The organism is Luteithermobacter gelatinilyticus, assembly GCF_005849285.1.
Classification (GTDB): Bacteria; Pseudomonadota; Alphaproteobacteria; order Sphingomonadales; family Emcibacteraceae; genus Luteithermobacter; species Luteithermobacter gelatinilyticus.
The window spans coordinates 684,592-699,232 of record NZ_CP040517.1; the positions used below are offsets into that span (position 1 = coordinate 684,592).

Sequence of the window (14,641 nt, forward strand, 5' to 3'; positions counted from 1 at the left end):
GAAGCCCTTAACCGGATCGGGGCGCGTTGAAGGGCCAGCCGTCATCGAGGACCTGCTTGGTCTTTTTTGGGGACGTCTTATGGGGCAATGTTGGTTTCAGAGGTGTTTTTGAAGATCGCGCACGGGTCGGGGCGCGGCTGCTGTGCCGTGAACCAGATATAATCCCAGATATAATTATAGGGGAGATGGTTTTCTTCAGGGTTACCGGTATATTCTGCAAGGCTGTTTTTTTCGACATCGGCTTCCAGAAAGGCCAGGCTCAGTATTTTTCCTTCAGCCTTCATTCCCCTTAAATAATAGGGTACCCCCAGATCCTGCCGAACGTGACCATTGCCAGCGATCAGGATGGCCCCGTCGCGAGCAAATTCCTTTTCATGTTTCTGCAAGGCCCAAGCCATGAAGGCGTCACGGGTTCGCTGGATTTCCATGAAACGGGTCACTGCCGTTTCGGGGAGTGTGTTGCAGTGTCCCGTGACAATCGTTTGGCGTAGGCGGTTGTCTAACGCTGGCGGCAGCGTTTTTTTCAGATACGGCAGGAGTGGCGCCCTTAACTCCTCCGGTATCCCCTCAAGCCCCTGCTGATGCATCCGGCCAATCTCATGACGGGAAAGTCCGGCCGCCCCAAGCGCCAGCCCCTTCAGATAGGCGATATCGAACAGCGGTTTGTAAAAGGACCAGTCGGGCCAGCCGCTGTTGTCCCAATCCAGAAACAGGTTTAACCCTGTGGCATCATGGCGTTGAGGAGCCTGCTGTCCACGTCCGGGACGAAATCTTTGGGCAAACAAGGCGAAGGCGTTCTGCTTGTGGCGTTCCACCATTTCAAAAACCAGCGCAAAGCGACGATCCGTCTGGCTCAGCTTGTCAATGAGCCAGGCCTGGTGTTGATGATGGCGGATATTGTCATGCCTTTCTCCCAGCAGAATAAATCTGGCCGGGCGAAGTTTTTTGATCAGCTCTTCCCGGCTGATTTCCCGCCCCTCCCGGACGTCCCAGATGGTGTCCTCTAGTGGGGGGCTCTCTGCCGTCGCTCCGGGGGCGGACGACAGGACAAAGATCATAAGCAGCAGCAAAAGGCGTATCTGTGTCATCGGCTGTTTCTTTGTTATACTGCGATCTGGTGAGGGTACGGATTACAGCATTCCTGTCAATCCATGTTGCCCATATAGAAAAAATTATATATCTTGAAGATATATAAAAGGAGAAGGATATGTCCGAAAAAAATTATCAGATCCGCCTGAAAAGCCGCCCTAAAGGTTGGGTAAGCCCGGAAAATTTTGACTATGTCGAGGCGGAAATTCCCGACATCGGTGACGGGCAGGTCCTGATCCGCAATCTGTATCTGTCGGTAGACCCTTATATGCGCGGGCGGATGAATGACGCCCCGTCCTATATCCCGCCGTTTCAGATTGGAGAAGTACTGGAAGCCGGTGTTGTGGGACAGGTGATCAAGTCCAATAATCCAAAATTCGCCCAAGGAGACCATGTGGTCGGCATGTTGGGGTGGGAGCTTTATTCCCGTTCTGACGGGTCGGGGCTGATGAAGGTGGATCCGTCGCTTGCCCCGTTGTCTTATTATCTGGGCATATTGGGCATGCCGGGCATGACCGCCTATGTGGGGCTCACGGCCATCGGGGAGGCCAAAAAAGGCGAAACCCTGTTTGTTTCCGCCGCGTCCGGTGCAGTGGGCAGCGTGGTTGGCCAATTGGGCCGGATTTTCGGCTGTCATGTGGTGGGGTGCGCCGGGGCTGATGACAAGGTAGCCTACCTCACGCAAGAGCTCGGTTTTGACCGGGCGTTCAACTATAAGACCGCAGGGCAGGTGCACAAAAAACTTGCGGAACTGTGTCCTGCGGGCATTGATGTGAATTTTGAAAATGTGGGCGGGGAGATTCTGGAAGCGGCCTTGTGGAACATGAGCAATTTTGGTCGGATTGTCCTGTGTGGCCTGATTGCCCATTATAATGACGAAAAAATGGCGCCCGGGCCACGGGGCATGGGCCTGATCATCCAGCGTCGCCTGAAAGTGCAGGGATTTATCGTGTTTGATCATATGGATCTGGGCATGGAATATATCCAGAAAGCGGCCGGATGGCTGAAGGACGGGCAACTGAAATATCACGAAAGTGTCGCCGAAGGGCTTGACCAGGCCCCACAAGCCTTTATCGGCATGTTGAAGGGGGAAAATTTCGGCAAGCAGGTGGTGAAACTGGATTGATGGCTGTCTGGATTTGCGCGTCGGATTACCCGGGCGGGCAGGAGATATATGGCCGAAAGGAAACCCATGAGTGGGAAGAAGCTGAGCTTCCTCGGCCGGATCGAAGCGGACCAGGTGGATATTTCCAGCAAATATGGCGGCCGTATTGTGAGTATTCATGCCACGGAAGGCGACCTGGTGGAAAAAAGGCAGGTGCTGGCGGTCATGGATACGGCCGCAGACGAGGCCCTTCTGGCGGAGACCATGGCCGCAGTGGCCGAGGCCCGTGAAAGTATTGAGGAAGCCAAAGCCGCCATTCTCCAGCGGGAAAGTGAGCTGAAATTTGCCGAACAGGAACTGGCCCGGGCCCGTGCATTGGTGGAAAAGGGCCATATCTCGCAGCAGCAGGCGGATCAGAAACTAAGTGCCACTACCATCGCCCAGGCGGCGCTTGAGACGGCAAAGGCCCGCCTGGAGAGCGTGCGTCAGCGGGCGGCCTTACGACAGGCGGAAGTCCGCCGGATCGGGGTCAGAATTGGCGAAGCGACGTTGAACGCACCTGTCAAGGGCCGGGTTCTCTATCGTCTGGCGGAACCGGGTGAGGTTTTGCCGGCCGGGGGCAAGATCATGAGCCTGATTGATTTCAGTGACGTGTCCATGACCATTTTCCTGCCTTCGGAAGAAGCCGGGCGCACCAAAACAGGGGCCGAGGGACGCATCCGCATTGATGCGCTGCCGGATTTTGTACTGCCGGGGTGGGTGAGTTTTGTTTCTCCCGAGGCCCAGTTCACACCCGAACAGGTGGAAAGCCGCAGCGAGCGAGGCCGGCTGATGTTTCGCATCAAGGTGAAGATTCCCACCGACCTGGTTATGGGGAATCTTGAGAAGGTGAAAATTGGGAGCCGCGGGGTCGCATATGTGCGCTTGAATGAGGCTGCCGAATGGCCGGCACACCTGACAGTGAATCTGCCGCGGGACGCCGCTGGGCGATAAGAGGCTGTTAGACGGCCTGACCACAGGCATGGCCCGAAGCCCAGGCCCACTGGAAATTATACCCGCCCAGATGTCCAGTGACATCCACCACCTCACCGATAAAATAAAGCCCTTTGATTTTTTTGCATTCAAAAGTTCTGGACGATAGTTCATCAGTATCCACCCCGCCAAGCGTTACTTCCGCCGTCCGGTATCCTTCGGTGCCGTTGGGCAGGACTTGCCAGTCCTGTATCATTCGGGCCACATGGTCCAGCTTTTTGTGGCTGAGATCCGCAAGACGACCGCTGATGCCGCTTTCCTCACAGATGAACCGGGCCAGGCGTCGGGGCAGGTATTCGGCCAGTATCGTGGCCAGCTCCTGCCGGGGGTGGCTTTCCTTGGCCTCTCTCAGCATGGCGGTTATATCAGTGTCGGGCGCCATGTTGATCCGAATGGGCCGCCCTTCGCGCCAATAGCTGGAAATCTGCAATATAGCCGGCCCGCTGAGGCCCCGATGGGTAAACAGCAGGGCGTCCCGAAACACCGTTTTGCCGAACTGGACCTCGGCATTGACCGAAACGCCAGCCAGGGTTGCCAGTTTGTCTTTGAGCGGGCCGGAAAAGGTCAGGGGAACCAGCGCCGGCCGCGGCGGAATGACGTTCAGTCCGAATTGCTCGGCAATGCGGTAGCCAAAAGGACTCGCGCCCATTTTCGGAATGGACGGTCCACCGGTGGCGATCACCAGCGCAGGACTGGTAAAATCCCCCCGTGTGGTGGATAGGTGGAACAAACCGTCCCGTTTTTCAATATAATCGACCGTGGTTTCGGTTTGAAGGGTTACATCCGCAATGCGGCATTCCGTCAGCAGCATGTCAATAATCTGTTTTGAACTTTCATCGCAGAACAGTTGGCCCAGCGTTTTTTCGTGCCAAGCGATGCCATAACTGTCCACCAGAGCGATAAAATCCTCAGGCCTATACCGTTTCAGCGCTGAGATGCAAAACCGTGGGTTCTGCGACAGGTAGGGCATCATGCCCCCTTGGAAATCTGAGGCGTAAATATTGGTGAAATTACACCGTCCGCCACCGGATATTCGGATCTTTTCCCCTGGTTTCGCGGCCTGCTCCAGCAATAGAACCCTGCGGTCCCGCTTCCCGGCTTCCCGGGCACACATCAGGCCGGCGGCGCCGGCGCCGATGATGATCACGTCATAAGGTTCAGAAGACTCAGGCAGCCCGCCGTTTTGAAGATTCGGTAGTTTTTCGGTTCTGGACGACCTTGTTGTTGCCATGATGTATCCCGTTGGGTTTGGAGCCTGTGCGGGCCTTCAACGTCCCCTTGGGGCGGGTGTCGGATTTTGTTCCGGTGTTTTTCCGTGCGCTCTCTCTGCCCCCGAAGCCTTTGAAAGCCTTGGTGTTTTTGCTTCCTCTCTCTTTGCGAAAGGGACGTTTCTTGCCCTTGTAGCCGCGGGAGGTTTTGATTTCGCTCACCTCTACATGAAAATCATGGTCCAGGTCCACCTCAATTTTCTGCCCCATTTGTTTTTCGATCAGCCGCAACAGGCCCTTGTCGCGGGCCTCGCAAAAGGAAATGGCCTGCCCGCTTTCCCCGTTGCGGCCCGTTCTGCCGACCCGGTGCACATAATTTTCCGGTTCCATCGGCAGGTCATAATTGATCACATGAGAAATGCCGGGCACATCAATGCCGCGCGCCGCCACATCGGTGGCCACCAGAAAACGCAGCGTGCCGTTGCGGAATCGTTTCAGGATTTTTTCCCGTATCTGCTGATGCTTGTCACCATGAATCGCGGCGGTTTTGTGTCCTTCCTGTGCCAGGGATCGCGCCAGATTGTCGGAACCGGCCTTGGTTTTGGCAAAGATAATCGCCTGTCCGGGATTTTCCTTGTTCAGGATGTCCTTCAGCAGCGCGCGCTTATTCTGGCCTTCAAGAAACATGACTTTGTGGCTGATGGTATCGGCCACGGCGGTTTCCTGCGGCATCTCCACAAAGGCCGGATCCCGCAGGATCTGCTCGGTGAGTTTCTTAACGGTGGTGTTCATGGTGGCGGAAAACAGAATGGTCTGATGTTCGCTTTTGAGGCTCGCCGCGATTTCCTTCACATCGTGAATGAAGCCCATGTCCAGCATACGATCCGCTTCATCAAGAATGAAGACTTCCACATCGTCGAATTTGACGCTGCCGCGGCGCTTGTGGTCCAGAAGTCGGCCGGGTGTTGCGACCAGCAGGTCCACGCCCTGGCGCAGAAGGCCGATCTGTTTGCCCATGGGGGCGCCGCCGAATATGGCGGTCTGCTTCAGGCCCAGCCCGATGTTAAAGGGGGCAAGGCTGTCGGCAATCTGTTTGGCCAGTTCCCGTGTGGGGGCAAGAATGATGGCGCGCGGGCAATGGGGCCGCCGCCGGATTCGGGTTTCGGACAGGCGTTGCAATGTGGGCAGGCCAAAAGCCGCCGTTTTGCCGCCGCCGGTTTGTGCTAGGCCAATCAGGTCTTGCCCAGCCAGCAGCAGCGGAATGGCGCCTTGCTGGATGGGGGTCGGGGTCTCAAAGCCCTGACGGGAAATGTTTTTCAGCAGCGGGCCGTAAAGACCCAGTTCGGCAAAAGCCGAAGGGGTAGGTGATGTCACAGAGTTTCCTTTCGCGACTGTTACGTCAGTTGCCTGACAATTTTCCGCGATGATACCCAATAACTCTCTGACTGGTCTGGCCGGCCCGAAGGCCCGCTTTCACGGCGGATATAAAAAAGGCCGTGCCCAATGCACGGCGGATGAGCGCCACCTATGCGGCTTATGAGGGGGAATGTCAAGGGAAAACCACCTTGTGAAATTGTGACGGCTTATATATTTTTTTCAGGGAAATGGAAAGGGGCAGAGATGACCAGAGAAGAATTTGATAAATACTGTGCGGCGCTGCCTGCCGCCACCCATGTGATCCAGTGGGGCGGAGCCTCGGTCTGGAAAGTGGGGGGAAAAATTTTTGCTATCTGTTCCATCTGGGGGGAGGGAGAAGGAGAGAGAATCAGCTTTAAGTGCAGCGATATCGGCTATATGGCGCTGACCGAGCGGGACGGCATCATTCCGGCGCCTTACCTCGCGCGGGCCAAATGGGTGCAGGTGACAACGCCCGAAGCAATGAATGATGCGGAACTGAAAGAACATATCATGCACGCCTATGACATTGTCAAAAGCAAACTGACCCGTGCCCAGCGGGCAGAACTGGGTATATAGGGTGATTTGTTGAGGCGACGGGCTCGTCATTGCGAACGGGTGCCCATCCGCTTCTTGTTATACCATATCTCAAATACATAATTGCGAGTGAGCATTAAGCGAATGGGGCAACCTATTCACACTTCACGCTAAATCAGGATTTTTGCGCCTTGATCCAGCGGTCCATGTTTTCTTCGAGGATGGACAGTGGCAGGGCGCCGTGGCGCAGCAGCTCGTCATGAAAGGCGCGCAGGTCGAAATCCTTGCCCAGAGCGTCTTCTGCCCGCTGACGCAGTTCGCGAATTTTCAATTCGCCGGTTTTATAGGCCAGCGCCTGACCGGGCCAGGTGATATAGCGGTCCACCTCGGCGGTAATGTTGTGCAGGCTAAGTGCAGAATTTTCGGCCATGAAATCAATGGCTTGCTGACGCGTCCAGCCCAGATAATGCATGCCGGTATCGACCACCAGCCGGAGCGCCCGCCACATTTCATAACTTAAGCGGCCAAAATTGCTGTAGGGATCCTGATAAAAGCCCACTTCCAGCCCCAGTCGTTCGGCATAAAGCGCCCAGCCCTCCACAAACACCGTATAGCCACCATAACGCCGAAACGGTGGCAGGTCGGTTTCGCTGGCCAGCGCGATTTGCAGATGATGGCCGGGCACGGCCTCATGCAGGGTCAGCGCCTCCAGCGTATAGAGCGGGCGACTGTCCAGTTTTGAGGTGTTGATATAATAAAACCCGGCGCGGCTGCCGTCCGGCGCGCCGGGCATGTAATAGGCGGTGGTGGTTTTTTCTGCAATATCGGCAGGGACTTCCTTAACCCCGTAAGGCTGGCGCGGGAGATACCCGAACAGTTTGGGCAATTCGCCATCCATTTTCTTGGCAATGGTGCTGACATGGCGCACAAGTTCCTCGGGAGTTTTGGGATAGAACCTCGGGTCGGTGCGCAAGAAGCTGATAAAATCCTGAAGATCGCCGTCAAAACCGACGTCCTTAATAATCTTCATCATTTCACCGCGAATGCGTTTCACTTCCGCAAGGCCGCGCTCATGTACTTCGTGCGGCGTCATGTCGGTGGTGGTGTAGTTGCGGACCCGGTGTTCGTAATAGGCCTTGCCGTTTGGCCAGTGGCTGGCCCCCACTTTTTCCATACAATTGGGGGCGTATTCTTCGGTATACAGTTTGTAAAAGCTTTCATAGGCCGGCACGACCTGTTCCAAAATCGCCTTTCTGGCTTTGGTGCGCAGTTTGTCCTGTTCCGCCACAGGAATTGTTTTGGGCATGGTTTTGAAAGGGGCATAAAAGACGCTGTCTTCCGCTTTTTCCACAATATGGCTGGCTATGGAGCCTTCATATCCTTGCATCGGCGCGCAGGCATGGACAAATCCTTCCTTGATGGCGGTGCGCATCACTTCCATATTCTCGGCATTCAGGCGCGGGTAATCTTTCAGGCGGGAAATGTAATCCCGGTAATCCTGTGCTTTTTGGAAGGACAGCAGGCCGGGCAGGCGGGCAAAACTCATATGCCAGCCGCCGCGATTGGTGATGTTGAACAGATAACTTTTAAAAGCGTAAGACTCCCGGTCCATTTCCCGTTCGCGCCGGAACAGCCAATAATTGATCCGGTCATCTTCCGAAAGTTTTTCGGGATCAATGCGGTCCAGTCTTTTCAGGATTTCCTCATTATAGGCATTGCGCCGGGCATGATCCTTGAGCGACGCCCGGCCCAGCCGATCATTATATCGTCGATCCCCCAGATCGCTGGCCATGACCGGGTTTTCCCGGAGTGTAAATTCCCAGTGTTCCTTGAGAATTTTCTGGAATTCTTCCTGGTCATCGGCTGTGGCGGGAAGAGCCAGCAGCATCGTCAGCCCCAGGAACGTTATGCCCCTCAGAAACGTCGTTCCCAGAGAAAAAAACATCTTCCGTATGGTCATCTTCTGTTATCCCCTTGTGTTTTTTTGGGTTGTGTTTTTTTGGGTTGTGTTTTTTTGGGTTGTGTTTTTTGGCTGTGAGTTTCCGGATATATTATTTCCGGGACGTTTTTTGCGCCTTGATCCAGGCCATGACTTCTTCTTCCAGAAGGCTTAAGGGCATGGACGCATTTTCCAGAAGTTTGTCATGAAAGGCGCGAATGTCGAAGCCGGCTCCCAGTGCCTGTTCCGCACGACCGCGCAGTTCGCGGATTTTTAACTCCCCGATTTTATAAGACAGGGCCTGTGCCGGCCAGGTGATGTATCGGTCGATTTCGGCTGTGGCATCGTGCACGGAAATGCCAGAGTTTGACGTCATGAAGTCAATGGCCTGCTCACGGCTCCAGCCCAAGGCATGCATGCCGGTATCCACCACCAGCCGGCAGGCCCGAAACATTTCCGCACTCAAACGACCAAAATTGTTGTACGGGTCCTGATACAGCCCCGCATCCAGGCCCAGCCGTTCCGCATATAACCCCCAGCCTTCGGTAAAGGCGGAATGGTTAAGGATGCGGCGGAAGGGCGGCAGATCCTTTTCCTGCGCAATGGCGTTTTGCAGGTGATGGCCGGGCATGGCCTCATGATAGGTCAGCGCTTCCAGCGCATAAAGTGGCCGGCTGTCCAGTTTCGAGGTGTTCAGATAATATATGCCCGGCGTGGTGCCGTCACCGGAGGAGGGCACATAAAAGGCTGAGGCGCTGCCTTCTGCCACATCCTCGGGGATGGGGCGCAGGGTAAAGGGCTGTCGCGGCAGATAGCCGAACAGCTGCGGCAGCTTTCCGTCCATACGTTTGATCAGCAGTGCGACCTTTTCCAACAGGTCCTCACCGCTTTCGGCATAAAACCGTTTTTCCGTGCGCAGATATTGCAAAAATTCCGGCAAATTCCCCTTGAACTCTACGGAGCGAATGACGTCTTCCATTTCGGCCCGGATGCGTTTGACTTCATTTAATCCCAGTTTGTGAATTTCTTTCGGCGTCATGTCGGTAGTGGTGAAAAACCTTACCGCATACCGGTAATAATCGGCTCCGCCTGGCACCGAAGCGATGCTGATGTCCTTGCGACAGTTGGGGATGTAGGTCCGGGTGTAAAATTCGTAAAAAGCTTCATAGGCCGGTACCACCCGGTCGAGGATCAGCTTTCTGGCTCTGGTGCGCAGCTCGTCTTGCTCCGCGGCCGGGATGGTGGCGGGCATTTGCCGGAAAGGATCGAAAAATACACTGCTTTCGGCCTTGTCTACAATCTGCTGGCGGATGGTGGTCTCATAATTCTGCATGGCGACGCAGGGCTGGGTATAGCCCTTGTCCACGGCTTCCTGGAGAAGGTCCATATATTCCCGGTTATAGCGGAGATAATCGGCCAGGCTGATCAGATACTTTTCATAATCCTCGCGGGTGAGAAAGGACATGTTGCCCGGTGCATGGGCAAAATAGGTATGGTATCCGTAGATGCGGGCGATGGGAAAATATTTTTCCGGCGTGTCATAATATGCTTGTTCCAGTTGCCGTTCATAGTGGAAAATACGGTAGGACAGGTGGTCTTCCGCAGGCAGGGCGGCCGGATCGATTGCAGCCAGACGTTCCAGGGTTTGTTCGTTATATGCCTTGCGGCGGGCAAATCCAGCGGGGCTGACATCAGGAAGTTTGCCGTTCATGCGCCAGGCGTCGGGGTCCATATGGAAAAAAATCTGTTCCTGCTGAGACCTGTCCCAGTGTTCCTGGAGAAGCCGGTGAAAGGCCTTTGCATCATCGGCAAAAGCCGTGGTTGCGGTCACGCTGATGAAAATCAGAATAGATGATAAAAAGTGCCAAAGGCGCATTTAATATCCCCATGAGGTTAGGTATGTTTGAATTAAGCTATGCAGGTGGGGCAGGATACGGCATGAAATTTTTTTTGTATAGAATTTATCGGGCAGGTTTGCAGGAAGAAAAGCGCTATTGCCATTGAGGACCGAATGTTATAAATACCTTACTCGTGAGTAACATATGCCGTGTCGCCCTGCCACCTTACTGCGTCATGGCAAAAGCAAAGCCAACGGATCAGAGAAACAGCATGACCAAAGACACTTCCGCCAAAACCATTGCCGACTGGCAAAACCTTGTCGCGAAAGAATTGAAGGGAAAAACCGCTGAGGACCTTGTCTGGCAGACGCCGGAAGGCATCGCGGTGAAACCTTTATATACGGCGGAGGATGTGAAGGACATCCCGCATATGGACAATCTTCCGGGGTTTCCTCCTTATACCCGCGGGGTGCGGGCCAGCATGTATGCCGGGCGACCCTGGACGGTGCGGCAATATGCGGGGTTTTCCACGGCGGAAGAATCCAACGCCTTTTACCGGCGCAACCTGGCGGCGGGACAAAAGGGGCTGTCGGTGGCATTCGACCTCGCGACCCATCGGGGCTATGACAGCGATCATCCGCGGGTGGTGGGGGACGTGGGAAAGGCCGGGGTGGCCATTGACAGCGTCGAGGACATGAAAATCCTGTTTGATCAGATCCCGCTGGATCAGATGTCTGTCTCCATGACCATGAACGGCGCGGTGATCCCGTGTATGGCCTTTTACATCGTGGCAGCGGAAGAACAGGGGGTGAAACCCGAACAGCTCAGCGGCACCATCCAGAATGACATTCTCAAGGAATTTATGGTCCGCAACACCTATATCTACCCGCCTGAGCCCAGCATGCGTATCATTGGCGACATCATCGCCTATACCTCGAAAAACATGCCACGCTTTAATTCGATTTCCATTTCCGGCTATCATATGCAGGAAGCGGGCGCAACCCAATTGCAGGAACTGGCCTATACCCTGGCCGATGGCATGGAATATGTGCGCGCCGCAATGGCGGCGGGACTGGATATTGATTCCTTTGCCCCGCGGTTGAGTTTCTTTTTTGCCATTGGCATGAATTTCTTTATGGAGGTGGCGAAACTGCGTGCTGCGCGCACGCTTTGGGCTCGGATTATGGAGGATTTCGGCGCCAAGGATCCCCGAAGCCTGATGCTGCGCACCCATTGCCAGACGTCCGGCGTGTCACTGACCGAAAAGGATCCTTATAACAATGTGATCCGCACCACGGTGGAGGCGCTGGCGGCGGCGCTCGGCGGGACGCAGAGCCTGCATACCAATGCGCTCGATGAAGCGATCGCCCTGCCGACCGATTTTTCCGCCCGCATCGCCCGCAATACCCAGCTTGTGCTGCAGGAAGAAACCGGCATTTGTCATGTGGTGGATCCGCTGGGCGGTTCTTATTATGTCGAGAGTCTGACCAATGAGCTGGTGCAGGAGGCCTGGAAGATCATTACCGAGATTGAAGAGATGGGCGGCATGACCAAGGCGGTCGAAGCCGGTATTCCCAAACTGAAAATCGAGGAAGCCGCAGCTCGCAAACAGGCCCGTATCGATCGGGGCGAGGAAGTGGTGGTTGGTGTCAATAAATATCGTCCGCCCAAAGAGGAGCCCATCGACATTCTGGATGTGGATAACGCCGCCGTGCGAGAGGCCCAGATTGCCCGGCTTGAAAAAATCCGCAAAAGCCGCGATGAGGCCAGGTGCCAGGCGGCGCTGGATGCCTTGACAGAGGCCGCAAAAAGCGGCGACAATCTTCTGGAAAAAGCGGTGGAGGCCGCTCGGGCGCGAGCGTCACTGGGAGAGATATCTTACGCCATGGAAAAGGTTTTTGGCCGCCACAAGGCGGAAATCAAATCGGTCAGCGGCGTGTATGGCGCGGCCTATGAAGGTGATGACGGGTTCGCCGCCATCCAGAAACGCATCGACGATTTTGCCAAAAAAGAAGGTCGCCGGCCACGCATGCTGGTGGTCAAAATGGGCCAGGACGGCCATGATCGCGGTGCCAAGGTGATTGCCACCGCGTTTGCCGATCTGGGCTTTGATGTGGATGTGGGGCCGCTGTTCCAGACGCCTGAAGAAGCCGCCCGTCAGGCTATTGAAAATGACGTGCATGTGATCGGTGTCTCTTCACTCGCCGCGGGGCATAAGACGTTGGTGCCGGCGCTGATTTCCGAACTGAAAAAAGAAGGTGCGGATGATGTGCTGGTGGTCTGCGGCGGGGTGATCCCGGCCCAGGATTATGACGTGCTGTACAAGGCGGGGGCTGCCGCCATTTTCGGTCCTGGCACCAACATCCCCGAAGCAGCGGCAGAGGTGCTTGATAAACTGGAGAAGCGCTGCTAGAGTGAATTGTGAAGAAGTTGATCCATTCTGCCGGCCCTTCGGGTTGGCGGCTTGAGGCCGCTCACCTTGTCAGACGCCTAGCCCGATGCCCCGCATCGCCCGGCGCCGTCTTCCGCGTGAGGCCGGCCACAATCCGCCAACAGAATTGAGCCAACATCTTCACAATTCACTCTAGGCGAGCGGGAACGCATCACACAGTATAGTACGCTGGTTTTGCCTGTCACATCAGGGAGCGGGCGTCATTACGAACCCGCGTTAGCGGGTGCTGCGGGTCTTTGTTTAATGGATTGCTTCGTCGCCGGTGCTCATTCGCGATGACCTCACAAGAGGACAACGTTACCGGGAACCCTGCCCTGTATTTCAGGGGAGGACGCGGCGATCCATGATGACAGAATTGTCGTGATGATGATATCCCCCTCCCGATATTCGGAAGGGGGATGATGTCTCATAAAACAAGTATCTGGATCAGGAAAACAGGTCGCCGAGTTTGAGGGCGAGCGCCATGTCGCCTTCGATTTTCAACTTGCCCATCATGAAGGCCATCTGCGGATTGAGGGACCCGTCCATCAGGGCCTCGAAATTTTCTTCATTAATGATCAGGGTCACATCGGCCTCGCCGTCCGTATTGCTGACCCCCGGGGGGGTGCTGGTACCGTCAATAAAGATGATGCCTTCGCCTTCCAGGTCAATTTTGACCTTTTGGTCCAGCCCGTCGGCGGCAGCAACTTTTTCGCGGATCATGTTGGTATGGTCTTCGAGACTCATGAGGCTCCCTCTTCATAATAGTGATATAGTGCTTGGGTTACAGAATTTTTGAATTCTAACATACGTTTGATTTTATCACCAGCTATTCCGCAATTCTCGAAGCGCAAGAAAGACCTCTTTCGGGCCAGGGTTGCGGGACAGATGTGGAAACTTTTCCCGTAGTTTTTCAATAACCACCGGATTTTGCAGACGGAAAAAGGTGTTGATCCGTTTTTCCTCGCCCAGCGTGGTGACATAGGCATTGTGCGGGTCCTGATTTTCCAGTCGCGCCAGATACGCCTTGGCGGTTTCATTATCGGGCTCCCGGTCCAACGTAAAATGCAGATTGTTCACCATATAGTCATGACCGGGATAAACCAGGGTGTTTTCGGGCAGCGCGGCCAGTTGTCCGCTGAAAGTTTCGTAAAGGTCATGAGGATGCCCACCGTTTTTACAGTTCCCGGCGCCGGCATTGAACAGCGTATCTCCACAGAACAGGGCCGGATGATTTGAATTGGACAATAGGCAGACATGGCTCATGGTATGGCCGGGTGTGTCCAGCACCTTGAGGCTAACGCTGTTGCCGACCTGCACCGTATCTCCGGCCTTGAGCCCCTGATCCAGATGGGCGATTTTGTCCTCGGCGCCGTGGTGGGCCAGCACCCGCGCACCGGTTTTTTCGATCATTTCCTCATTGCCGCCGATATGGTCCCAATGTTCATGGGTGTTGAGGATCTGGGCAATTTTCACCCCCAGCTTTTGGGCCGCATTCAGGCAACGGTCCACATCAAGCGGGTCGATGACCAGGGCTTCCCGGGTTTCAGGACAGGCAATCAGGTAATGAAAATTCCGAATGGGGTTGTCGGCATAAAGCTGTTTGACGATCACGGCAGTCTCCCGAAAAAGGCCGGAAATAGTAAGGGCCCGGTAAGAACGCCCCTATGCTACGTCATGACCATATTTAATGGAAGGCCCCTTGGCGCGAATTTTTTCGCGGGCGGACTCGGGCAGTTTGCCAGAGTCAAGGGCGACGGCATAAACCCCCACCACCAGATTGTTCTGTTCGTCCTTCCGGGCTTCGGTCAGGGCGGTCTCTATCTGATCCGCGTCAAAAACGGTGGCCTGGGTGATGTCTTCGGGCCAACGCGTGTCTGCTTCCCGGGCAAAATAGACGATCCGTCCGTTGCGCAGGTTGTTGGCGGTTATAATCTGTTTGCTCTCGCTCATGCTGTTTCCCTAAATGTTGGGTTTGATGTCTTGAACTTCACTCTAGTTCTGATATGGAACAGCCCGGCGCAAAGATCAAGGTCCGGTGTGTTATCTTAGAGTGAATTGAAGCAA

At 55.1% G+C, this 14,641-nt stretch carries 12 protein-coding genes; 4 read left to right on the forward strand and 8 right to left on the reverse strand.

Features of this window, described 5'->3' with window-relative positions; all coding sequences use genetic code 11:
- Positions 1 to 77: 77 nt before the first annotated feature.
- A complete protein-coding gene (locus FE788_RS03110; RefSeq protein WP_138379267.1) occupies positions 78 to 1,088 on the reverse strand; it encodes a ChaN family lipoprotein in 1,011 nt (336 codons plus the stop codon).
- A 119-nt stretch (positions 1,089 to 1,207) separates the two neighbouring features.
- Between FE788_RS03110 and FE788_RS03115 the strand changes: the two genes are divergently transcribed.
- Together FE788_RS03115 and FE788_RS03120 are read left to right on the forward strand one after the other, a co-directional pair.
- Positions 1,208 to 2,215 carry an NADP-dependent oxidoreductase gene (locus FE788_RS03115; RefSeq protein WP_138379268.1) on the forward strand — a complete coding sequence of 336 codons (1,008 nt, stop codon included), beginning with the start codon at positions 1,208 to 1,210 and terminating at the stop codon, positions 2,213 to 2,215.
- 66 nt (positions 2,216 to 2,281) lie between these two features.
- Positions 2,282 to 3,187 carry an HlyD family secretion protein gene (locus FE788_RS03120; protein WP_168190239.1) on the forward strand — a complete coding sequence of 302 codons (906 nt, stop codon included), beginning with the start codon at positions 2,282 to 2,284 and terminating at the stop codon, positions 3,185 to 3,187.
- A gap of 7 nt (positions 3,188 to 3,194) precedes the next feature.
- Here FE788_RS03120 and FE788_RS03125 read toward each other — a convergent pair whose 3' ends face one another.
- Complete coding sequence (locus FE788_RS03125; RefSeq protein ID WP_138379270.1) at positions 3,195 to 4,457, reverse strand: BaiN/RdsA family NAD(P)/FAD-dependent oxidoreductase; 1,263 nt, start codon at positions 4,455 to 4,457, stop codon at positions 3,195 to 3,197.
- Positions 4,393 to 5,808, reverse strand: a complete 1,416-nt coding sequence (locus tag FE788_RS03130; RefSeq protein WP_168190240.1) for a DEAD/DEAH box helicase — start codon at positions 5,806 to 5,808, stop codon at positions 4,393 to 4,395. The genes FE788_RS03125 and FE788_RS03130 overlap by 65 nt, the downstream gene beginning before the upstream one ends.
- A gap of 246 nt (positions 5,809 to 6,054) precedes the next feature.
- Here FE788_RS03130 and FE788_RS03135 point away from each other — a divergent pair, with 246 nt between their 5' ends.
- Complete coding sequence (locus FE788_RS03135) at positions 6,055 to 6,408, forward strand: MmcQ/YjbR family DNA-binding protein (protein WP_138379272.1); 354 nt, start codon at positions 6,055 to 6,057, stop codon at positions 6,406 to 6,408.
- Between the two features lie 133 nt (positions 6,409 to 6,541).
- Here FE788_RS03135 and FE788_RS03140 read toward each other — a convergent pair whose 3' ends face one another.
- Positions 6,542 to 8,326, reverse strand: coding sequence for a DUF885 domain-containing protein (locus FE788_RS03140; protein ID WP_210414112.1), 1,785 nt, complete (start codon positions 8,324 to 8,326; stop codon positions 6,542 to 6,544).
- 91 nt (positions 8,327 to 8,417) lie between these two features.
- Positions 8,418 to 10,181 carry a DUF885 domain-containing protein gene (locus FE788_RS03145; protein ID WP_138379273.1) on the reverse strand — a complete coding sequence of 588 codons (1,764 nt, stop codon included), beginning with the start codon at positions 10,179 to 10,181 and terminating at the stop codon, positions 8,418 to 8,420.
- A 233-nt stretch (positions 10,182 to 10,414) separates the two neighbouring features.
- Between FE788_RS03145 and scpA the strand changes: the two genes are divergently transcribed.
- Entirely contained in the window at positions 10,415 to 12,556 is a 2,142-nt protein-coding gene (scpA, locus tag FE788_RS03150) for a methylmalonyl-CoA mutase (protein WP_138379274.1), read from the forward strand.
- Between the two features lie 465 nt (positions 12,557 to 13,021).
- On the opposite strand, the gene FE788_RS03155 is transcribed toward scpA, so the two are convergent.
- The 3 genes from FE788_RS03155 to FE788_RS03165 all read right to left on the reverse strand — a co-directional run bounded on the left by FE788_RS03155 (position 13,022) and on the right by FE788_RS03165 (position 14,527).
- Positions 13,022 to 13,321 (reverse strand): SCP2 sterol-binding domain-containing protein, encoded by a 300-nt coding sequence (locus FE788_RS03155; RefSeq protein WP_138379275.1) that lies wholly within the window; start codon positions 13,319 to 13,321, stop codon positions 13,022 to 13,024.
- 75 nt (positions 13,322 to 13,396) lie between these two features.
- Positions 13,397 to 14,188: a hydroxyacylglutathione hydrolase gene (locus FE788_RS03160; protein ID WP_138379276.1), complete on the reverse strand. Its 792-nt coding sequence runs from the start codon at positions 14,186 to 14,188 to the stop codon at positions 13,397 to 13,399.
- Positions 14,189 to 14,239: 51 nt separating this feature from the next.
- Entirely contained in the window at positions 14,240 to 14,527 is a 288-nt protein-coding gene (locus FE788_RS03165) for a DUF2849 domain-containing protein (RefSeq protein WP_138379277.1), read from the reverse strand.
- Positions 14,528 to 14,641 lie beyond the last annotated feature (114 nt).